The organism is Variimorphobacter sp. HTMS_6 (assembly GCF_059717775.1).
The window spans coordinates 842,638-864,240 of sequence record NZ_AP046094.1 but is presented as its reverse complement, the minus strand read 5'-3'; the positions used below and the strand labels follow the sequence as shown (position 1 = coordinate 864,240).

Below are 21,603 nucleotides of genomic sequence, written 5' to 3'. Positions count from 1 at the left end.
ATAACAATACTTCTCATAACTTCATACAATTACTTATATTTTAATTATGTTTTTCTTTTACAATCAACTTTGAACCTTGTACTTTATAAATCACAATATTCGTACCCTTCGTTATATATTTACTCTCCGATATCACGTCAAAATCGATTCCATCAAAATTACCAACACCACTCGGTCTTAAATCCGTAATTGCAACCCCTTGTTTATCCAGCAAGTAATTCAGATCATTGGAACTTATGTATCCCTTATCCTTATTCTGCTCTTCCTTTAATATAATAGGTGATTTCAACTTCCCATGTGATAATAACCCCAAAATAACAGCTAGCATAATTGCAAGAACTGCTAGCACAATTACAGTAATAATTGCTCCTTCCACAAAATTATCTGCAACCAAAAATACTGCAATAATCAGACAAGTAACACCACCGATTCCGGGAGCATGCAACCCGGGCGTTATCATTTCAATTCCAACCAATATAAATCCGGCAATAAATAAAAGAATTGCCAACAACAAAAATCCGTCAATCAATCCGAACATATCCATTCTCCTTTCTTATCAAACAAGCACCTAACCAAAATCTTTTTTGTTAACCTTTTATTAACTATGACTCTTAACGTTAAGCACTTTATTTAATACTACTATAACTGATTTAATGAAAATACGTAATAGATATCCTCTCACTTATACATTTTCCCGTGTAAAGTGTCATAATATTCTCCCTTGTGCTGTTAGAGATAATCTCTAATAGTTAAATTAATTATTTAAAACCTTTCATATGCACTAGCTTATTTATGCTTTAAGAGTTGCGATACATATCTTCTCTTTTAGGAATGGTTACGGTAAAACCTGTTCGGTTTGAATTGGACATCACCTGTATGGTACCCCCTTCTTCATGAACGATTTTGTCTACTATATAAAGCCCCATACCATGTCCCTTTTCTTGCTTCGTTGTAACACCCTGTTTAAATATATCACCTATTATTCCTTCCGGTATCTGTGGACCATTATTATAAATCACGAAGTTATACCCGTTCGGATTCTCCCCAATTTCAATATGAATGCTCTTATTTTTTTCTAATACGGATAATGCCGTGATAGCATTATCTATAATATTGGCAAGAATCTTGCACAAATTCCAGGGCTCCATCGTGATATGCTTTAAATCAGATCGAACTTCAAGATAAAGATCGATATTTTTTTGCTCTGCTGCCTGCATTTTCGATTGAAGGAGAGCATTCACTGCCGGCTGTGCAGTTTTTAGTGCCTTACTTACCTTCATAATATCTTTGAACACAGGATCCAGATAGCTCTTTGCTTCCCCATATTCATCCAGTTCCAACAATCCATAAACAACTTGTATGTGATTCAGATAATCATGCCGCTGTGCACGAAGTGTTGTATTCAGTTCCTCTAAATCATGAATACTCTCCTCCATATTAACATTTTTATATTTCCCGGCAAAATACAGACCCAGAATTGTAATAAAGCTGCTTAATAGCATCATACCCATAGTTAGGAAGATATAATGATTTACCTCACCAAGTAACGAACTACCCATACCTATCCAAATAATGAGTCCAATTAAAAACTGTAAAATATTTAACGTTAATAAGGTTCCTACCAGCTTTTTGATACTCAATTTTATTCCCACCTGTTATTTCTTATTTTGCTACTGTTTCTACATTTTACCATCGCTAATATAAACGCACAAGCGAATAAGGTGTCTTCTAATTCTTCTAATTAATTTTTAATTTCTACTACTATATATTCGTGAGAAATCCCATCGCACGCTTTACAACCTCCATCTTCTCCTTCGATGTTAAAGTCTCAAGCAGTTTAAATGCTACGCCGGAAGCGGTTTCCGGACAATAGGATGTAATAATATTACGATCGACCACAATCGGTTGGTTGATTACATTTACGCCAAAGGACGCCAGCTCTTTTTGCCTGTATCCACCGCTTAAATGATAGGTAGTGGCGTTGCGACCCTTCAAGACTCCGCTTTTTGCTATCGGTAGGGAACCTACACAAACGGAAGCAATTATTTTATTCTTCTCATCAAATTCTTGAATCAGGTGTAAAAATCTTTCATGATAGGCTTCCTCGTAAAACCCAAATTCCTGGTAACCTCCCGGTATAGCAAGTGCATCATAATCGTCAACATTGATCTCATCAATTAATTTATCCACAAGAACCGGTACGTGAAAGGTGCTGATTACTTTTTGCTGATATCCACAAGTCTCCACCTCAATATCATAACCAAAATCAAATCTTCCCCATCCCAGTACATCGATAAATACACTGAATTCCATTGTTTCAAAACCCTTTGCTAATAGAACTAATACTTTCATCTTGGTCTCCTTTGTAGTATATTACCCTTCCAGATACGCTAGATACGGAACCATCCTGTTATTAATATTTGCAAGTACGATGTTTGATCTACCTTTTACGGAATAAACCTCGGTTCCTACATCCAATAACGTTGCATCAAAATCTTTAAATTGCTTTGTTACATTTGTCCTTGTAATTACACCAAGCTTTTTATCATTCTCTAAGGTCAGATCAGTTACCCAATCTACTGTAGCCGCATTCACATATGCAACGTTCTTATAGACTAAGAGATCCGTATCACCATCCTCTTTTAAAAGAGCATCCGGGCTGTCGTTATCCGAAGTGTTGTGACCATTCACGGTATTATCTTGTTTTGAAGTGCTTTTCCCTTGCTTTACGCTGCTACTGCCTGTACTTTTAACTTGCTTACCCTCTTTTGTCGTACATCCGGTCATAACAAAAACCATCATTAACATTAATACCATGCTACACACATAAAGCATTAATTTTTTCATATAATTACCTCCGAAACCACAACATACCTATAAAACAATATTATCATTCCACACTGTAAAAATCCACTAAATATTGTAATCATGTCTCAATTTTAAATGAATTTCTACCAGATAATGAAAGGAGTTCATACAAAAAGAAGACACCTATATATCAGTGTCTTCTTTTTGTATGTTAGCATTCAAATATGGTCTTGTTAATATTTACATTACATCATAGCCTCATCATTTATATTATTGATACTTCTGCTCCAGCTCTTCTACAACACGAAGATACTTATTCTGGACATCTTCTAGCTTCATCTCTTCTTCAAATGCAGCACATTCGTTATTCACCCTGTCCAGGGTATCCTGTTTCAATTGTTTTTCTGCAAAGGTATAAACCACAGCGTCTTCTTTATCAATATGTCGATGCAATAAATGTGTATAGGAGATTGCATTCGCAATGACATCGAGCTTCGCTTCTTGATCTCCTGCCTTTACTTTACCAAGAGCTTCTTCCAACTCTCTGATAAAAAGACGACCTAGGTCATGCTCTACAAGCATTCCGTAATTGATTAACTTCTCAGCAGGACCGCCTATCTCATCCACCATCTTGTTAAACAATATCTTCTCCTCCTTACCGTGATGGTGTCTATCAGCATAGCTTCTGACAAAATCAATCATTTTCTCAAAATCAGCATAGTCAATATCTTTACCGTTCATCACACCAAAGCAAGCTTTACGAATTACTGCAAGCATTCTTTTGATTACTTTATGTTCATCCACCATAAGTGCTATACCGTTCATATTAACCCACCTTTCTAATCGTATTTATCCCGTCATCTGTTCTGAGATATTCATATCCGCTTGTTGCTAAAAATCCGTTAATCCATGCGTTTCTAAAAGCATAAAAACTTGCAAGCTCCCCACCGGCATTCTCCCAGAATGGTTGATGGAGATCTCTGGTTGTCTCCCAAATCATCTCAGTTTCAGTACTTGAAGTAATATTATTCACACGATCACAAGGCATTCCTTCTACCAAATAATCAAATATCAACTGAAAATAATCCTCCGGTGAACCCTGGTTTAATGCGATGTCCTTGCCTCTTTCTTGACCATCCAGATAAAATAGATTTGCGATTTCTCCCTTGTCTACTGCATTACCCTTCAATAATTCTGTAGCAACAAAAGCTAATCTGTTTTCTACACTTATAATTTGCTCTTGAAGCCACCCATGAATATTGGAGTGCTCAATTATCTCTTCTAACTCTCCCTGAGCAAGTGAACCGAATTTTGCATAACTCTCAGACAAAACTGAATTTGCGTCAAAGCCCTTTGTATTTGCCAGTACTGCGATATCCCCGATTAATTTTTCCTGAAGTAATATTTTATTGTATAGCCAATAATGGATTTTTCCCAAAAATGCGCTCATTTACACATCCTCCTATGATTTTTAAAGTATTTTATTAATTGTCTTAGAACTATGACTTTATTATAATGACTATTCACAATGAATAGTGTAGCTATGGCTACATATAAAAAGAGATAGATATCTTTCATGAATACTTGAAAAACATCTATCTCTTTTAACTTGAACATATTATGTATTTTTTACTCAGGTTTTTTTAAACTTATCATCAATATAAAACCTATTACACTTGCAATAGAAGCAATAACGAAAGAAAATGCTGTTCCCATTGAAGTACCCTGTACCGCTCGAACCAAATAAGGGCAACCGATTGAACTTACAGCATATCCAATCATCACAACCCCATAATTCATTCCGGCATTATCCATTCCAAAATAATCCGAGCTGATGGTTGGATACATACCCATAAATCCTCCATAGGAGAAAGCGATACAAGAAATAAATACTAAGAATAGATCTCCCTTTGCTACAGTAAGAAATGCGATTGCCATCATGTTGAACAAAAATAAGAATAGTAATAGGTTTTTTCTTCCGATTCGATCGGATAGCCAAGGGGTTAGTAATCTTCCTGTTGTATTTAATACGGATACCAGCATTACTCCAAACAATGCGACTCCGGTGCTTAATCCCCTTTCCTTACCCAAAGACATTAGCATTGGATTCATCAAAAAGTAAGCGGGTACGGCAAGCATAAAAGTTATCGTTAGGATATAATACTGTTTCGTTCTCATCATCATCGCCATCGTGTATTGTTTGGATGTCACAGGAATATTTTTCGGTTTCACCTCTGATTTGTATCCGGCTGGTGGAGTCTTTATAAACCATGCTAATGTAAAGCATATCACAAACAAGATTGTTGCTACCGTTACCATTGCGGTTTTAAATCCGTGTTGCTCTAGAATATTGTTCGCAATCGGATTCATGATAAGACCAAATAATCCGGCGGAGCAGATTATAATACCGGTTACCATACCTCTCTTGTCCGGGAACCATTTCTGCATCGTTGCAAGCATCGTATTATAAGCGACACCACATCCAAAACCGGTAATACATCCATAGGTAATGTTAAGTAACCAGGGATGTGATACCGGCACATAAGCACTCAAAAACAAACCAAGACAGAGCACTGCACTTCCCCCGAGTATAAGTAACCTCGCCGGAAGCTTCTTTTGCATATAACCACCGGCCAGGTTACCGAAGGTAAACACCCCCAGCATGATACCAAAGGGCAGATTAGCTGAGGAGGTGTCTAAATTATATTTTTGAATCGCGTATGGTTGAAATATACTCCAAACATACGCAATTCCATAACAAAACTGTACACATGCGGCAAATATCAATATCACATAACGATTCGGTATTTTCGTATTTGTCATCTTTAGTTCCTTTCAAAAAAGATATAGTTAATCCAAAAGCTTTAGTGCAATTTCTTGTCCGGTGGGGGTAGCTGCCAGCCCTCCCTGCCCGGTTTCTCGTAATGCTTTCGGCATTGATTCCCCAACTTCTCGCATTGCATCAATCACTTCATCCGGCGGAATTTTACTGTGAACACCTGCAATCGCCATATCTGCGCTTGATATAGCATTCACTGCTCCTACTACATTTCTCTTAACACATGGTACTTCCACTAAGCCTGCCACGGTATCACATACCAAACCAAGCATATTTTTTAATGACATCGCTACTGCATGACAGATACTTTCTTCATTGCCACCGTTTAGGTAGGTCAAGGCACCGGCTGCCATGGCACTGGCTGAACCGATCTCCGCCTGGCATCCTCCGGCTGCTCCTGCAAGGAAAGCCCTGTAGGCGATTACTTCTCCGATGCCGGAAGCAACATACATCGCTTCAATCATCTTATCCAGTCCTACACCATACTGTTCTTCATATGTTAATAAAATAGCCGGAATAACTCCACAGGAACCAGCGGTCGGAGCGGCAACAATCTTCTTCATGCAGGCATTAGATTCACCCATTTTAAGTGCCTTAGCCATCACCTCTCCGATAAAAGAGCCGCTGATCAATACTCCCTCTTTCAATGCGAGTGAAACCTTTGCACCATCTCCTCCAACCAGCCCACTTTCTGATTTCAGATTAGCATTATAGGCTTGATCAGCATGCTTCATACTTAAATAAAGCTCTTTCATCTTATCAAATGAATCCTCTTTTGAGGCTAATCTTTCATTCATATCATCTTCTAAAACAACTTCCCAGAATGATTTTTCCTTTGTTGTACATAAATCCTGTATTTCGCTCAGGGATCTAAAACTCATTTTTTTCCTCCATACTCAAATAAGTGACCTTCACAACACCCTCAAGTTTTCTCAACCAACCGATTGCTTCGAGTGGTACCTCCTGATCACACTCCACGATCATAACCGCATTACCTCCACGTTTATCACGATAAAGCTGCATCGTTGCAATATTAATTGATTTATGGCCGAGCATCGAGGTGACATCTGATACATGTCCCGGCTGATCCACATTATGAACAATCAAGGTCGGGTAGCAGCCACAGATATTTGCTTCCAGTCCGTCTATTTGATTGATCACAATTTGTCCCCCACCGATCGAGGATGCAACAATCTCTAATTCTGTTCCAAGCACTCCTTTTAACTTAAGCAATACAGAATTTGGATGAGCATTCTTTAATTCGATGGCTGAAAATCCAAACTCCATTCCACGCTCTGTCGCAATTTCCATACTACTTGGTATTCTTTCATCGTCCGGCTTCATACCCAACAAACCCGCAATCAAAGCTTTATCCGTTCCATGCCCCTTTCCCGTAGCAAGAAATGAGCCATGTAAATAGATATCCGCAGAACGGATTTCTTCTCTCAGAAGTTGTCTGGAGGTAAATCCGATTTTTACTGCGCCTGCTGTATGTGAACTGGAGGGGCCAACCATTATTGGTCCTAAGATGTCAAATATATTCATGATTTAGTTCAATCCTCTCCTCAAATATACATAATCAGTATGCATTCATATCTTATCCATAGATTATCTTGTAATCATAAATTACATCGCCTTTTGATATAAGAATTCAATATCCTTTATCGTAGTTTTTCTGGGATTAACAGCTATATTACCACTCTTCATCGCATCGGCTGCCATCTCCGGAATCTTATCCTCAGTTACCCCAACAGCATTCAATCCTTCCGGAATTCCCAAGTCACTGAGAAGTCTACGAATTTCTCTGATTAATGTATAAGGATCAAAGTAGAGGATTTTTTCTCTACCTTCTTTAATAAAATCATAGATTACTTCATACCTTCCATTATCCGCCAACGCATTAAATTCTAACACGGTTGGAAGTAAGATTGCATTCGCCACTCCGTGGGGAACATTGAAAAATCCTCCAAGCGGATGTGCCATCGCATGAACATCACCTAATCTTGCCCATGCAAAAGCTAATCCAGCAAATGTGCTGGCAAGGAGCATAGAGGAAGCCGCCTCCTCATTACTGCGATCAGCCACGAATTTTCGTATATTCTTACCGATTAACATCATAGCTCTTTCCGCCATCATGTCAGTAAATGGAGAAGAGGCTTTCGAGAGATAAGCTTCTATCGCATGGACTAATGCATCCATACCCGTAGCAGCTGCAACGGATGGAGGTAGAGACATAATAAGGTCCGGATCAAGTAGTGCATAACTCGGTACTAATTCATAACTAAAAACAGTTAACTTATAATTTCTTGCCTTATCTGTAATTACCGCAAATGCCGTAACCTCACTTCCAGTTCCTGCTGTTGTAGGAATAGCTATAATCGGAGCAATTTTTCCCGGTACTAGATTGGCTCCTTCATAAGCTGATATTTCTCCTCCGTATACAGCCAATACTCCTACCGCTTTTGCTACATCCATCGGACTTCCTCCGCCCAGTGCAATAATTCCGGATGCCTTCCCTTCTTTATAAGAAGCAAGAGCTGCATTCACCGTTTCAATGGATGGGTTTGCTTCGATATCTAAAAACTCTAGGTGTTTCATTCCTGCCAGATCTAAAATATCCGTTACTTTTTTTACTGCTCCGACCTTCTCTAGTCCCCGGTCAGAAAGAATGAGTACTTTACCCTGTGCTGTTTTTTCCAATAAATCAGGCAGCTTCTCCAGACTGCCTTTTCCAAACACGATATTCTGAGGTATCGAAAACATAAATTCCTTCATACTGATTCTCCTATCATTCCGTTATAGTTTTTCAATCATACACCAATCTTATACTTTGTTGGTAAATTTAATTCCGTTTCCTTCATTCCCTGATGTTTATTCCTGTTCATTCCCATTCGCAGTAACTTGCATTATCATACCTCCCAAGATCAAAATTAATATAGTGGATTATAGGAGGCTTCTTTTCGTATGTATTGGAAAATCTTATACTATTTGCATTATGTTCACCTTACTTTCTTGCACAACAAAATCCCGCATCGCGGGAAATCGTGTACACTTATTATTTTTCCTAAACAATCATGATTTCTTTCATCTTATGTAAAACGGATGGTGTTATTAATGTAAATCTTTTGAACTCGTGAATAAAATGTGCCTGATCATAAAAGCCTAGTCGCTCATATATTTCATGCTCATTGTTTTCCTTCACGATATCGATTGCCTGCTGTAGTCTTATAATGCTGGCATATTTTTTCACAGATATTCCTACATTATTTTTAAATACCCTATCAATATAGCAGTGGCTGTATCCGGTCGTATTCACCAAATCCGTAACATTTATAAATCCGGACTCTTCTCTCACTTTCTTCATAATTAACGTGGCGATGATATTGGGTTCTATTTTTACATGGTTCTCAAAGTAATTCATAAAACAGTTTACACGTTCCTCCATCGTTAGATTCTGGGACAATATATAAATCATCTCTTTTATGTTCATAAAATCAGAAAGCTTGCGTTTGCTGTTAATGATTGTATTCATCTCTTTTTTAAAGCATTCCGGGATATTACCCGGATTAAAACGCATACCGAAACATTTTTCATAATTACCAATTCCGGAAATTTTACCATTGAGGATGCATCCACACACAAAAGCTTCAATCTGATCTCCCTTCCATACAAATTCAATATCCACACATCCATCCGGAATGGATATGATATCTTGACCATTCAATTTATCAAATTCGTAAAACTTATTAAACACCGAATGATTGACTACAATCTCCTTATATCCAGTTCCTCGCTTGATACAGAACGATTTATGGTTCATACTTATCACCTCATAATTAATATATTGATTAAAAAGAAGGAGCCACTGTGAACCCAATAACCGGATACACAATAGCTCCTTCGCTGTCGCATATTTAACTTTTCCTAATACGTAAAAAAGTTGGCACTTACGCTATAAGAAACGTCTTTGCCAACTTTCTTTCATAATACATTAATTATTTTAATTCGTCAAGCTTAGATAAGTAGGTAATCAGCTATCTAAACTTAATATAATTAAGTATATGCCTGATTATATTAAGTATCAATGCTATCCTATTCTGAGCACAACGCTTCAATCGGATCTTTTTTAGAGGCCATTTTTAAGTTCATAACTAATTTTTTTCCAATAATTTAGTACCTGTATTGATATATTGCGGTCCGGTATCATATCCCTTTAATGAAGCGATTGCCTCTGCCATCCCAAGATATCCCATTGTATAAGGATTTTGTAATACCAGTGACGTGATGGCTCCATCCCTATAGAGTTTAATATTTTGCTGAGTTCTATCAAACCCTATGCCGATTACTTTCGCTTTTGAAGCTTGAATTGCTTTACCAATTCCTTCTGTCGAACCCTCATTCGTACCCAATAAACCTACCAGATTATTATTTGCTCTAATCAACTCCTCTGCAGCAACTTGTGTATCGTTTGGATCACCATTTTTATATATTGAATCCAGTATCCGAAATCTTCCGTCTTTACCAACCACATCTCGAAATCCACGCTCTCTTGCCATCGTGATGTCATAATCAGGTGTAACACCAAATATCCCAATATCACCCGTTTTAATTCCATTACTATCTAATTCCTTCAGCATACTAGTTCCGGCAAGCATACCTGCCGTATAATTATCAGTCGCTAATGTCGTAACCGCTTCCTCAGCAGCAGGAGAATCAACATAGACGAATTTAACCCCTCTAGCCTTCGCATCCTCAATTGGTCCTGATAGCTTTCTTGGATCATTTACTGCAATTAATATAGCATCCGCTCCGTCATCTACCGCTTTCCTTAGCACTTCAATCTGCTCCTGTGTATCTCTTTGCTTTGGGGCTTCCCATCTATACTCCATACCGGATAATTCTGCCATATCTGCGGCTCCATTGTTAATGTATTGCCAATATTCATATTCTTTATCCGTTGTTATTAAATAAATCGTATATCTATGTTCCAAATTCACAGTTGTTTTACTTGAATCACTTCCTGATTTCTCATACCATAATACGAAGCACAAGAAAGCGATTACCGTTAATATTAAGTTAAAAATGAAATTCTTTTTATTCATTGATAACCTGCTTTCTATTTGAATTCTTTGATAACCATACATTAGTATTTATTCGAATTCATTATGCAATATTCTAGATATCATATTAAATCACGTTATATAAACCAAGCGGGCATTTCGCAATTTATCCACGATATACCCGCTTGGCATCAACTAACTTAATTCTGTTTTTATGATTTAGCTATTCTTACGATTTTTCTGATAATTCCAATGGTCAATACACATTTGCTTCAAATCCCTGCTTGCAGTCCATCCGAGGTATTTCTCAGCCTTTGTTACATCTGCATAACATATAGCGATATCTCCCGGACGGCGTGGAGTGATTTTATATGGTATATCAATTCCACATGCTTCACTGAATGTTTTTACCATCTCTAATACACTATAGCCAATTCCCGTTCCGAGATTAAAAGAATGAGTACCTTGGTTATTAGAGAGATATTCCAGTGCTGAGAGATGTCCCTCTGCCAAATCCATAACATGAATGTAATCTCTGATACCGGTTCCGTCCTTGGTAACATAATCATCACCAAATACTTTCAGGTATTCCAATTCGCCTCCGGCAACCTTCGCTATGTATGGCACCAAATTATTCGGGATACCGTTCGGATTTTCTCCAATTAAGCCGGATTGATGTGCGCCTACCGGATTGAAATATCTTAATAGAGTAATTGCCCACTCCGGATCTGCTTTGCTGATATCCTCAAGGATTTCCTCGATTTGACGCTTCGCTGCTCCGTACGGATTTGTAGTATGTCTTTTAAATTCCTCTTTCATTGGCGATACGTTATCTCCGTACACGGTTGCCGACGAAGAGAAAACCAATTTCTTACAACCTGCATTTTGCATACACTGCAATAGATTTAACGTACCGATAATGTTGTTTCTAAAGTACAGCAATGGTTTTTCTACGGATTCCCCAACCGCTTTAAGCCCTGCAAAATGAATTACTGCATCAATTTTATGTTGGTCAAAGACCTTACTAAGTTCTCCCTCATTGCAGACATCAATCTGATAAAATGTTGGCTTAATCCCGGTTATCGCTTTAATATTATCCAAGGCATCAAGACTTGAATTAGACAAATTATCAACGATAATCACATTATAACCTGCCTCCTGCATCACAATAGCGGTATGGCTTCCAATGTAACCTGTTCCACCTGTAATTAAAATGTTCATACTGTTTTTCTCCTTTTTCCTAAAAAAGTGCGCTCATATTATGTGCATAATTACCCGATAATTACACAACGTCTATATCATAAATCATCTGGCATTATTATTCAAATACTTTTTAACAATCTGCTAAATTATTACATTTAATTGACTTATAATAAAATTCATATGTAACGATATCGGACACTTCATTGTAAGAATCATTTTACAAGATACACCTTTTCCTATATAATGATTCAAAGATATAAACATTTACCAAAGAACAGGAGAAGCTTATGCAAAAATTACTCGATGGAATCGTAAAATTCAGACGAACTGATTTTGAAGCACATAAAGAACTCTTTAGCCAATTGAAGGAAGTACAAAAGCCACACACTCTATTTATCACTTGCTGTGATTCCCGCATTGATCCGAACCGAATCACTGGAACGCTTCCCGGTGAAATGTTTATTATTCGAAATATTGCCAACATCGTTCCGCCATACCGTGTTACCGATGAATATGTAGCAACTACTTCAGCAATCGAGTATGCGGTTATGTCTCTTGAGGTTGATAATATCATAGTATGCGGCCACTCCAACTGTGGCGGCTGTGGGGCTGTACTAAATCCCGGTGAAAAACTGAAAAATCTCCCCCATACACACAAATGGCTTGAGTTAGCTGAACCAGTTCGTGAACAAGTCCTTCGCTTACATGGTGATGAATGCGAAGAGGCAATCGATTGGATTATGGAGCAAACTAATGTAATTGAACAATTAAAGCACCTTATGTCCTTCCCCTACATTAAAGAGCGAGTTCAAGCAGGGTCTTTAGCCGTAAGCGGGTGGTATTATATTATAGAAACCGGTGAAATTTATATATATGATAAAGAAACCAGTGAATTCCATTTAGCAAATGGATGATCACTAACTTTTCCTTTCCATATCACGGATGTAAAATGCCACCTGATATGGAAAGATGTCTTCTGCATCCTTCAATTCATTTCCAATCAGACGTTTGATATTCTGGATACGATAATTAACCGTATTACGATGGGTAAAGGTATCTTCTGCTACTCGTATCAGACTTCTGTCATTTTTGATATAGCTTCGTAAGGTATCAATATAAGAGCTGTTATGAGAAAGATCATACTTTTCCAGCACTCCTAACACTTCTTGCGCATAGCTTGTTAGTATCTCCCCATCTTCAATTGAAAATAATATCTTAAAGAAACCCATCTCTTCAAATTTTACAATGTTATTGCCTGTGACTGTCGCCATCTTCATCGCGGTTTTCGCTCTTTTATATCCAATCGAAAGATTATCAATTCCCTGAACTCTTGGTCCTATCCCCAAGAACAAACTATGCTTCTTATCAAAGTAAGTAAAACTTTGAAGAATTAAATCCGGTAATTCCTCCAGGTATTTGTCTTGCATATTGTTAAGAACCAGCACCAGAGTATCTCCTATTCGAATTAACCCATAAGAAATATTCATCTTTTTATTACCACGACGAAAACCGAATAGATTCTCCAGTTTATAAACTGCATGGTTAAAGTTTACCTCTTCTTCAATCTGTTTTTTAACACTCAGATAAAACATCTGAAATGTACCGTTAACATCATATCTGACTTCTATCGTCTGTCTGTATTCAGCAATATTTCCATGTCCCTGTATAATCTCTCGAAATGCCTTGCCAATTTTTTTCTCGTATTGTTTTTGATCAATAATTCTGGTACAAAAATCCTGAATCAGGTTCGTGATAGCCAACTCCCATGGCATCTCCAATAGCGGGAAACGATTTTCATCACACCAACGAATTACTTCCTCAGGAATCTCATGCAGATACATTCCCGTATTAATAATGATACCTGCACATTCATATACTGCCATCTCCCTAACTAGATTTAATAGCCAGTTTGGCTGACTCGCCTTCATACCGGTTGTGATAGCCAATTCCTCTCCATGAAATCTTGATACAATTGTTTCATCCTCCAGCATATGAACCCAACTCACAACTGTGTCCATACCTGATTTACCTGCCACTAATTTAAGACGGAACCGTTCTTTTGTCTCCTCATACAGCTCCCAAAATCGTACTGCCATTTCAATACCTTCTCTCATTAGCCCCATTTTTCAACAATACAAATATATGTATCGGGAGCACAAAATAATTTTATATTTTTAGATTATCAGATTATATACAACACGTCAATTATTAAATATAATGTATACATAACAAAGATATTTCAAAGCACTTATAACATTAATTACCATAAAGGAGGATTACCAATATGTATATCGACAGCACAAATATTTACTTTAATGTACACGCTCATAATTCCAAGTTTTCTTCCAATTGTGATCCCTCTGAAAAATATTATAACTGCGAAAATTTCTTCTCTCGTACTCCATTCAGACAGAAAATCAAAAATTTGTTGAGAAGAAAATAAAATACTTTAGTCAACTTCATAAATTTCTATATAAATGCATAAAAAGCGATAACCGGTATCCTGTGGTGGGGATACCGGTTATTTGTTTAATAATATTTGTTATAACTTTAGGGTATTGATCAAGAAAAGAGATACCTATTACATCTGCAACGCGCTCCCGCTTGGATGAAGTACGTTCCCTTAATTTTCTATGGTTACAACAATTCTTTCAACCAATCCATTACGGATGTCTTCTGCAGCTAGGCCTTGTATGCTACTGCTTTGCACTACCATAGCTTTTCCCTTGCTACCCTTATAATATATTTGGTATTCTGATATATTGTAGCTGCCCGGGATTAGATTAGTGCGGTTTGATATACGGTATTCTACTTTTGTTTTCCCTAAGAATGTCGCTATCACTGCTCTGTCTTCTCCAATTAGATATTCCGGCAATAACGGCACAAATTCCAAAGTGAGCTGGTTATCAGCATAGGAAAACGGCTTCTTTCCAAACATCATAATTTGCCAGATATGAATCATCTCTACCGTTGAACCGCTCAATCTTGCTACAAAGCCCTTACCATGTAATTGCTTATCCGGATTACTGCTGCTTGCTATGAAGGAGGAGTTCTCCAATATGCTTCTTCCATAAATCTGCGGATCCAAAAATGGTACACATGCTGTTTTAAAGTCTGTGATAAATTCTTCATAAAGCTCATTCTTAATCAATTCCAGCAAATACTTATATTCCATATGAAGCCAGATCGATTCATTTTCCAACCAACCCGGAGTAAATGCCTTAGCCCTTCCAAGCTCATACCCCATCTCAGCTAAGGATTCATTCACCTTATACATCAATAGTTTCTTATCAAATAGAGCACTTTGCTTAATATATCGGTAAAGGTTTTTCTTCTCGGTCTGATTCTCCTGAAGCTTCAGACTTTTTACTCCGCCCTCTAAAAACATTGGCATATTCCTCAACGTAAAATGAAGCGGAATGATGGAGTCACCTTCCACATAATAATCATCCAGTTCATAATAAAAATAGGTTGGACAAGGATTGTTGCTGTATTCCTTTGCCTTACTTACTGCCTCTTCCAAATAATCTGCCCATGATTCAAGTCCTTCCAATAATTCTATGGAAGCGAGCTCAAACTGTGTACCATCAATACCAAATATCGTTTTCTGCCGGTACTGTTCTTTCGCTTCATTAAATAACTTCCATAATTCAAATGCATTATCATGAGATGCTTTGTATTTTTTCAGTCCAGCATTTATATGCTTATAAAATTCTCCAACCTCAATCGGTATGCTTATTGCTTGCTTGGTCTCACTCAGCACATTCTTCATAAATCTAACCATTCGAAGAAGTTCGTAGCTCTCTGTCATGGAGGATCCAAAGATTGCCGGAAATCCATTGAGTGCATCATACCATCCGGGGCGTCCTCCCTCCATCTCTATGCCAAGGCCATAGGGATCGAGCGTGGTAAACTTATTTAGTGCCAATATGAATAGCTTGGTCATTAATGTGCTGTAATAGACCTCCCCTTTTCCATATTCCGTATGGATCAACTCATGAGTGACTTCACTCTTAGTTTCCACATCGAGGAACCGATGTTGCCTTACTCCCTTGTCGGTTATCTGATATCGTTTACTTCTCTCTAAAACAACAACTTTCGGTTCATAATAGCTATAGGTTGCATCTTCAAATAATAATCGATACTTATCTTCCGGATATACCGTCAAATAACTCTCCACCAAATCCAAATTATAAACCCAGTGATCCGTCCAGTATCCTTCGCCAAAGGAGACGTTATTCAACCCTTCCGACAGACTTATTACCTTATCCAGAAACAATTCTTCACTCACTTTTAGCCCAATGCGATTCGTGTGGATGTACTCCAGTAACTCCCCCGGAGTGAAGGATTTGTTTTCTAACAGTCCTAGCAGGATCAAACTGTTATCATCGATCAATTCTAATAATTCTTGCTTCTTCTCCTGCATAAGCCGGTAGGTTTTTCTTTGAATAATTAATGGATTATACCCATCCAATTGAATTAAATTGTAAAATAGCTTAATATTTTCATCCTTTACGTAAGGGGTAAATAACGAATCACATCGTCTATTTTGGTTTATATCACGATAATTCCCATTTCCCTGTGAATAGAATTCCGGTTGCATACAGAAATAATTATAATCCCTCTCTATATCACCATGCTTTCTGGAATAGATGTAAAACACTTTATCTTTACCCCATTGAATTGGGAATCCACCACGTAATACATTATCGATATAAGATTGACGACAATAAGCATCGAATACCGGGTCACCAGACTTCGTATTGATCAAATCACCTAACTCCTGAGTCAGTTTGGCCGCTGACTCCCGTTTCTTAATAAAATATTCTGAATTTGGCATTTGCTTAGTAATGAACTGTTGTAATATATCTTTACTCTCACATTGTCCTATCAAATTATTGAATACTACACTCTCGCCGGGCTCTAATATCAGCTCCTTTGCGGTAAAGCAGCATGGTTCCTGATTGGTATGAGCCTGTTCCTTCTCTAGTAGCACCTGCAGCGAATTACATTGAAATCCGTAAGGATGAATCATGCTAGAATCATGATTAAATACTACACGTGGATCGACGATGACCGGTAATCGTACACCATCTTGATCTATGGAGTAGTAAAAGTTACCACCCTCAATCGGTTTTACAACCGCAGTATCTTTGATACTGAATCTAGCTCTAAAATAAGGCACGCCCTCCTTACTATCTTCCGATTGCATCCAAGCCTTCACCGTTTGACCCATAGTTTTAATCTGTTCTAGATTCACGCCGTAAGGTAACAGAGCCGGCATGCCATCCAATACCTCAAGTTTTTTTGATCTGTTATCTAGATTTGTAATACGAAGCACACGTACCAAGCCACCCACCGATTCCTCGGGCAGAGTATAATATAGTACATTGGTCTTTAATCCAACTTGTGCATTCCTCTCTTCAATCTCCAATTCATTCGTTCCGATATACATCGCATGTTCTATGTCAGGGTTTTGAAATGGTTCGTAATAGTAATCCTCCACCCTAAGAAATGTACGAAATCCTAATGTGTTCGCTAGTTGGTAGGCTTGATGTGCCGGGTAAAATTCCATAATGGAATGATCCTTATCTTGTATTCCAAAGCTTGCAATCGCCTGTCCGCGATTTACATAAAAACACCAAATCGGGATGCCTTTTTCCCCGCTTATGCCCGGTAAAAAACTGGAGAAGGTGGATTGTTTCATATAATCCTTTATAATAAATCGATTCTCAGAATCAAACATGTTTTTATCCATATCTATAACCTTCCTTTTTTTAGTGCTCAATCTTTATGCTCATTTTCATAATTATTTCTTTCATTCAACTCTTGTACTTATTTCTTGTACTTATTTCTTGTACTTTTTCTTGTATTTATTTCTTGTACTTATTTCTTATACGTTTTACTTGTACTCAACCCTTGTACACAATTGTCATGCTCTTTCCTTGAGCTCAGCCCATTTACGCTACACTTGATATGTAGCTTTCAATTCCTTCTTATTACTTTCCGTCAGTTGTATAATCGGCGAATTGTCATCACAGGTATTTCGATTTTCTACAATAAGCACACTGGTATTTTTGGCAAGTGTATGGGTATGCCATACTCCTTTTTTTACATTATAGATTTTAAGCGGTTCCATCTTCCAAGACTGAATATCCCCCAGTGTCTCTCCGTCTCCTGCTGAGAACAGCGTGCAGCTTCCTTCCAGTAATACAAAGACTTCATCCGACTCCATATGCTTTTGCATATTAGATATCTGATCAATTTCTAACTCTTCACAATACTTTAGTACTGCCACCCTCCACTCCATATAATCAACGATTGGCTTATAGCCGCTTTCTTGAAATTCTTTTACATCAATATCCATTCGTACACCCTCCCAATTTAAATATCAATAATTAATTCCATCATCTAAAAACCAACTATCTAAAAACAACACCTTAAAATCAACTTCCTAAAATCAACCACCTAAAAATTAATTACCTAAAAATCAACTTCCTAATTCTTAAAAACTAACTTCTTAATTCTTAAAAATCAAGCCAAGATATGACAATACAACTATCTTGGCTTGATTTCAGTAGTTAATTATGTTTTGATGCCTTGATATTATATAAAAATCTACAATTCATTTATCAACCCTACTCTGATTTAAGATAAATACGTATCTCATGAACCTTATCATCAGAAAGCTTCCTAATCTCTTCACGTTTTACCACAAAATCATTGTTATCCTTTGTTACGGCTACATCACCTTCTCCGTGACTTATACCATATTCTCCATACTCTAACTTCTGCTCATTTACATAGACGATATGAAAATGTTTTCCACCAAAGTCCAGACGAATCCCGGCTTTGCCGTTTTCATCAAACTGCTCCATTAATAGTTTTGGTTGGAAAACCATATCACCCAGTTTACCTGCGATACCAAATACCTGACCGATTACAGTTAACATAAGCCAGCTTGCTGCTCCCGTCAGATAGTGGTACAAACCGCGACCGTTTGCATCGAAATATTCCGGTATTCCAGGGTAAATCTTACTGCGATCAAAGTCCATACTGTGGGAATATAACGTATTGAGTACTTTATAACCTTCCTTTGCAAATCCTCTGGAATACAAAGCATTGGCATACATTACTGCCATATGACAAAATACAGCGCCGTTTTCTTTATGCCCATATGCAAATCCAAACATTCTTCCGAGGCTTAAATCAATCTCATTAAAATTGGTATTCAATCGATATCCACCGACTTCTTTCGTATAGAGGTATTTATCCACCGCCTTAGATATCATCTTGACCTGTTCTTCATCCGCGGTTCCGGACATAATAGTAAACACTTGACTGGTTAGCATCATCCTTACACCCAAATCATGTACCCCTTCAACGCGTCTACCCAAATTATCATAATAACCATTAAACCAATGAGAATCCTGATTATCAGAAATCCATTCCGTCTCACGAATATGCTGCTTTATATAACCGCCCATTCCTCTTAATGCTTTACTTAGCTCGGAGGCGGACATCTCCACCACCTCACCGGTTAGGTTGTGTTTTACAAGTCTTGCGTATTCTTTTAATATACTCTGTTTTTTGTCATAATCCCCATACATTTCTTCCTGTCCAAAGAGTCTCTCTAATTCTTTGGCAAGCGTAATATGCTTCACGCCTTTTACAGCTAAAGAGTCAATCAAATCAGCCAAAAGCTCCAGATTGCTACCGTAGAATGCAGTAAACGCAACACTTTCACCCTTGTCCTTCGCCATATCAAGTGCATCATTCCAATCTGCTCCGCGCAGCTTAATATGGTTATGCTCACCAACATCATAAAATGAAGTGAGATGTTGTACCAATAAGTGTTCTAGTACTGTACCCAGATAAACTTCCTGCCGTCCGGTAAGAACCGTGTTGCCCTGCTCATCCTTCCAGAGCGTATCCTTTTCTTCACCACGAACCGCTTGTGCATCCTTAAAATAAGGAATTTTCTCTAATAAAAAGTCCAAATCGCCACTCTGTTGAATATATAAATTCGTGGTGATTAACGGCCACACTCCATGGTCCATCCAAACACGGGTTATATTATTACGATCTGCAATGAACTCTCCTTGTTTCTTTCCAATAATTGTTGCGTTGGTACCGTCAATTCGTACTCCGCAGAAGTTGTCTCTTAAAAGTCCGCGAACCTCATCCGGCTCCATCATTAATAGAGCGAGACAATCCTGCCATAAATCTCTCCAACCTCTGCCACCTTTTCCATAATCGTGATGAGGAAGGAAGGAGCAGCCATAGATTCTTCGAAGAATTGGTTGAAGTGATGCCCAGTACATCCACTGATCAAAACGATCGTCCCCTGTTTCAAATGCTACATTTAATTGCTTGTCCCAATATTCAACCAGCTTATCGTAGGCTCTATCAAAAGCCTTTTCATCCAAATACTTCTCAGCGATGGAGAGAAGCTCTTCTCTAGTGCTTCCATATTCGAGTGCGACGATATAGGCAGTCTTTTCACCAGGCTGTAATATACTTTCATTAAATCCAAGACCCCCAAGGGCTTCATACCCATTCACTTTATCCCCTGGTTTCATGGAAGGCATGTCATCCGTCTGCAAAGCTCTCGGATTTTCAAATGTACCACCTTCCCCGATAAAAGAATCCACCGTCGGATAGAAGGAACACGGAACAATCTCATCATTACCACCAAAGACGCCGTACAGAACTTCATTTACCTTATGCCCTCTTTCATCGAATGTCAGAGTCGGGTTAACGATTATTCCTTTTTCTCCTACTTCGATTCGATGTAAAAGAGATGTTACGTGGCGATGATCTCGGATATTGTCCGCAGAACGGCAATATAAAGGTATCGCTGCTACCGGCTCAATTGTAATCGGTTCATTACTGATATTAGTAATCTCTACTTTCATCAGCTCTACCGTATCCTCATCAACCGGAACAATGGAGGTGATGCTTGCTTTTACACCCAACTCCTCAGAGGTTCTGGTGATTTTATGCCACAACATTCCCGCTTCCAGTTGGCAAGGTTCTTTATCCTCCGCAAATTTATTTGCCTGCTGCCATGCTGATTTCCCTGTTACAGACCAAATTGTATTATGATTAATTTTACACCAAAAATTACGACTGTATTTATTATTATGCAAATCCTCACTGCTTACCGGTGACAATAAAAATGTATTTTGACCCAGCTTATTATCGCCTGCCAGTTCCGGCGTTATACTACTCATAACACCTGCCTTATTCGCTAATGGAAAGTAGAGATAATTCATCAAATCTGGATGGTCTAATGTGAAGGTACCTTTTCCCCTAAAGTTAATCTTGCTCATATTCCAATCTCCTATCAATTATATTTATCTTGCTATAGAAAATTATAACAAATATCTGCCAATTTTCTATGTATTATTTTATCTTATTTTGATTATTTCTGCTATCTGCTCAATGATATAAATACATCGTGTACAATTCTAATAATTACAACCAATTTTGAACAAAGGGTCAGCTAGCTGACGTTTCACCTGAGTGGTTGCGAAGCTTAACTTTATTGTTGCGAAGTGCGCATTCCGCCTGTTAGGCTTTTATATATAAGAAATTTAAATTTTATATTATAGAAAAAGGGCGGTGTTAGATAATATTACTGTTATTGGACATATGTTCTTAGTATAGTATAATAGAACTAAGAAATGG

The 21,603-nt window shown here is 37.8% G+C and carries 18 protein-coding genes; 1 reads left to right on the top strand and 17 read right to left on the bottom strand.

The features are described 5' to 3' along the window. Nucleotides 1–40: 40 nt before the first annotated feature. The 13 genes from AC6IWN_RS03820 to galE all read right to left on the bottom strand — a co-directional run bounded on the left by AC6IWN_RS03820 (nucleotide 41) and on the right by galE (nucleotide 11,928). A complete protein-coding gene (locus AC6IWN_RS03820) occupies nucleotides 41–538 on the bottom strand; it encodes an NfeD family protein (protein WP_497991046.1) in 498 nt (165 codons plus the stop codon). 259 nt (nucleotides 539–797) lie between these two features. Then, nucleotides 798–1,640 carry a sensor histidine kinase gene (locus AC6IWN_RS03815; protein ID WP_497991045.1) on the bottom strand — a complete coding sequence of 281 codons (843 nt, stop codon included), beginning with the start codon at nucleotides 1,638–1,640 and terminating at the stop codon, nucleotides 798–800. A 121-nt stretch (nucleotides 1,641–1,761) separates the two neighbouring features. Then, the gene (locus AC6IWN_RS03810; RefSeq protein ID WP_497991044.1) at nucleotides 1,762–2,352 is read right to left on the bottom strand and encodes a DJ-1/PfpI family protein; all 591 of its coding nucleotides are present in this window, start codon (nucleotides 2,350–2,352) and stop codon (nucleotides 1,762–1,764) included. Nucleotides 2,353–2,373: 21 nt separating this feature from the next. Next, on the bottom strand, nucleotides 2,374–2,847 hold the full coding sequence (locus tag AC6IWN_RS03805) for a hypothetical protein (RefSeq protein ID WP_497991043.1): 474 nt from the start codon (nucleotides 2,845–2,847) through the stop codon (nucleotides 2,374–2,376). A 231-nt stretch (nucleotides 2,848–3,078) separates the two neighbouring features. Then, a complete protein-coding gene (locus tag AC6IWN_RS03800) occupies nucleotides 3,079–3,633 on the bottom strand; it encodes a hemerythrin domain-containing protein (protein ID WP_497991042.1) in 555 nt (184 codons plus the stop codon). Between the two features lies 1 nt (nucleotide 3,634). Beyond that, the gene (locus tag AC6IWN_RS03795; RefSeq protein WP_497991041.1) at nucleotides 3,635–4,258 is read right to left on the bottom strand and encodes a hypothetical protein; all 624 of its coding nucleotides are present in this window, start codon (nucleotides 4,256–4,258) and stop codon (nucleotides 3,635–3,637) included. A 179-nt stretch (nucleotides 4,259–4,437) separates the two neighbouring features. Beyond that, the gene (locus tag AC6IWN_RS03790) at nucleotides 4,438–5,631 is read right to left on the bottom strand and encodes an OFA family MFS transporter (RefSeq protein WP_497991040.1); all 1,194 of its coding nucleotides are present in this window, start codon (nucleotides 5,629–5,631) and stop codon (nucleotides 4,438–4,440) included. A 27-nt stretch (nucleotides 5,632–5,658) separates the two neighbouring features. After that, nucleotides 5,659–6,528 carry an L-serine ammonia-lyase, iron-sulfur-dependent, subunit alpha gene (sdaAA, locus tag AC6IWN_RS03785; protein ID WP_497991039.1) on the bottom strand — a complete coding sequence of 290 codons (870 nt, stop codon included), beginning with the start codon at nucleotides 6,526–6,528 and terminating at the stop codon, nucleotides 5,659–5,661. Beyond that, a complete protein-coding gene (gene sdaAB / locus AC6IWN_RS03780) occupies nucleotides 6,518–7,192 on the bottom strand; it encodes an L-serine ammonia-lyase, iron-sulfur-dependent subunit beta (RefSeq protein WP_497991038.1) in 675 nt (224 codons plus the stop codon). The genes sdaAA and sdaAB overlap by 11 nt, the downstream gene beginning before the upstream one ends. 81 nt (nucleotides 7,193–7,273) lie before the next feature. Next, nucleotides 7,274–8,422, bottom strand: coding sequence for an iron-containing alcohol dehydrogenase family protein (locus AC6IWN_RS03775; protein ID WP_497991037.1), 1,149 nt, complete (start codon nucleotides 8,420–8,422; stop codon nucleotides 7,274–7,276). A gap of 289 nt (nucleotides 8,423–8,711) precedes the next feature. Further along, nucleotides 8,712–9,467, bottom strand: coding sequence for a helix-turn-helix domain-containing protein (locus AC6IWN_RS03770; RefSeq protein ID WP_497991036.1), 756 nt, complete (start codon nucleotides 9,465–9,467; stop codon nucleotides 8,712–8,714). Nucleotides 9,468–9,798: 331 nt separating this feature from the next. Beyond that, entirely contained in the window at nucleotides 9,799–10,749 is a 951-nt protein-coding gene (locus AC6IWN_RS03765; protein ID WP_497991035.1) for a substrate-binding domain-containing protein, read from the bottom strand. A 177-nt stretch (nucleotides 10,750–10,926) separates the two neighbouring features. Next, the gene (gene galE / locus AC6IWN_RS03760; RefSeq protein ID WP_497991034.1) at nucleotides 10,927–11,928 is read right to left on the bottom strand and encodes a UDP-glucose 4-epimerase GalE; all 1,002 of its coding nucleotides are present in this window, start codon (nucleotides 11,926–11,928) and stop codon (nucleotides 10,927–10,929) included. A gap of 269 nt (nucleotides 11,929–12,197) precedes the next feature. On the opposite strand from galE, the gene AC6IWN_RS03755 reads away from it, so the two are divergent. After that, nucleotides 12,198–12,824 carry a carbonic anhydrase gene (locus AC6IWN_RS03755; RefSeq protein WP_497991033.1) on the top strand — a complete coding sequence of 209 codons (627 nt, stop codon included), beginning with the start codon at nucleotides 12,198–12,200 and terminating at the stop codon, nucleotides 12,822–12,824. A gap of 3 nt (nucleotides 12,825–12,827) precedes the next feature. On the opposite strand, the gene AC6IWN_RS03750 is transcribed toward AC6IWN_RS03755, so the two are convergent. The 4 genes from AC6IWN_RS03750 to AC6IWN_RS03735 all read right to left on the bottom strand — a co-directional run bounded on the left by AC6IWN_RS03750 (nucleotide 12,828) and on the right by AC6IWN_RS03735 (nucleotide 21,245). After that, complete coding sequence (locus AC6IWN_RS03750) at nucleotides 12,828–14,006, bottom strand: PucR family transcriptional regulator (protein ID WP_497991032.1); 1,179 nt, start codon at nucleotides 14,004–14,006, stop codon at nucleotides 12,828–12,830. A 527-nt stretch (nucleotides 14,007–14,533) separates the two neighbouring features. Continuing rightward, nucleotides 14,534–17,668, bottom strand: a complete 3,135-nt coding sequence (locus AC6IWN_RS03745; RefSeq protein ID WP_497991031.1) for a hypothetical protein — start codon at nucleotides 17,666–17,668, stop codon at nucleotides 14,534–14,536. Between the two features lie 207 nt (nucleotides 17,669–17,875). Continuing rightward, entirely contained in the window at nucleotides 17,876–18,277 is a 402-nt protein-coding gene (locus tag AC6IWN_RS03740; protein ID WP_497991030.1) for a hypothetical protein, read from the bottom strand. A gap of 271 nt (nucleotides 18,278–18,548) precedes the next feature. After that, nucleotides 18,549–21,245, bottom strand: coding sequence for a GH36-type glycosyl hydrolase domain-containing protein (locus AC6IWN_RS03735; RefSeq protein ID WP_497991029.1), 2,697 nt, complete (start codon nucleotides 21,243–21,245; stop codon nucleotides 18,549–18,551). Between the last annotated feature and the right edge of the window lie 358 nt (nucleotides 21,246–21,603).

Excerpts from the sequence above, each read along its gene's own strand:
- galE (WP_497991034.1), bottom strand. The coding sequence starts at position 11,928 with ATGAACATTTTAATTACAGGTGGAACAGGTTACATTGGAAGCCATACC.
- sdaAA (WP_497991039.1), bottom strand. The coding sequence starts at position 6,528 with ATGAGTTTTAGATCCCTGAGCGAAATACAGGATTTATGTACAACAAAG.
- AC6IWN_RS03810 (WP_497991044.1), bottom strand. The coding sequence starts at position 2,352 with ATGAAAGTATTAGTTCTATTAGCAAAGGGTTTTGAAACAATGGAATTC.
- AC6IWN_RS03740 (WP_497991030.1), bottom strand. The coding sequence starts at position 18,277 with ATGGATATTGATGTAAAAGAATTTCAAGAAAGCGGCTATAAGCCAATC.
- AC6IWN_RS03765 (WP_497991035.1), bottom strand. The coding sequence starts at position 10,749 with ATGAATAAAAAGAATTTCATTTTTAACTTAATATTAACGGTAATCGCT.
- sdaAB (WP_497991038.1), bottom strand. The coding sequence starts at position 7,192 with ATGAATATATTTGACATCTTAGGACCAATAATGGTTGGCCCCTCCAGT.
- AC6IWN_RS03805 (WP_497991043.1), bottom strand. The coding sequence starts at position 2,847 with ATGAAAAAATTAATGCTTTATGTGTGTAGCATGGTATTAATGTTAATG.
- AC6IWN_RS03820 (WP_497991046.1), bottom strand. The coding sequence starts at position 538 with ATGTTCGGATTGATTGACGGATTTTTGTTGTTGGCAATTCTTTTATTT.
- AC6IWN_RS03745 (WP_497991031.1), bottom strand. The coding sequence starts at position 17,668 with ATGGATAAAAACATGTTTGATTCTGAGAATCGATTTATTATAAAGGAT.
- AC6IWN_RS03800 (WP_497991042.1), bottom strand. The coding sequence starts at position 3,633 with ATGAACGGTATAGCACTTATGGTGGATGAACATAAAGTAATCAAAAGA.
- AC6IWN_RS03795 (WP_497991041.1), bottom strand. The coding sequence starts at position 4,258 with ATGAGCGCATTTTTGGGAAAAATCCATTATTGGCTATACAATAAAATA.
- AC6IWN_RS03735 (WP_497991029.1), bottom strand. The coding sequence starts at position 21,245 with ATGAGCAAGATTAACTTTAGGGGAAAAGGTACCTTCACATTAGACCAT.
- AC6IWN_RS03750 (WP_497991032.1), bottom strand. The coding sequence starts at position 14,006 with ATGGCAGTACGATTTTGGGAGCTGTATGAGGAGACAAAAGAACGGTTC.
- AC6IWN_RS03775 (WP_497991037.1), bottom strand. The coding sequence starts at position 8,422 with ATGAAGGAATTTATGTTTTCGATACCTCAGAATATCGTGTTTGGAAAA.
- AC6IWN_RS03790 (WP_497991040.1), bottom strand. The coding sequence starts at position 5,631 with ATGACAAATACGAAAATACCGAATCGTTATGTGATATTGATATTTGCC.
- AC6IWN_RS03770 (WP_497991036.1), bottom strand. The coding sequence starts at position 9,467 with ATGAACCATAAATCGTTCTGTATCAAGCGAGGAACTGGATATAAGGAG.
- AC6IWN_RS03755 (WP_497991033.1), top strand. The coding sequence starts at position 12,198 with ATGCAAAAATTACTCGATGGAATCGTAAAATTCAGACGAACTGATTTT.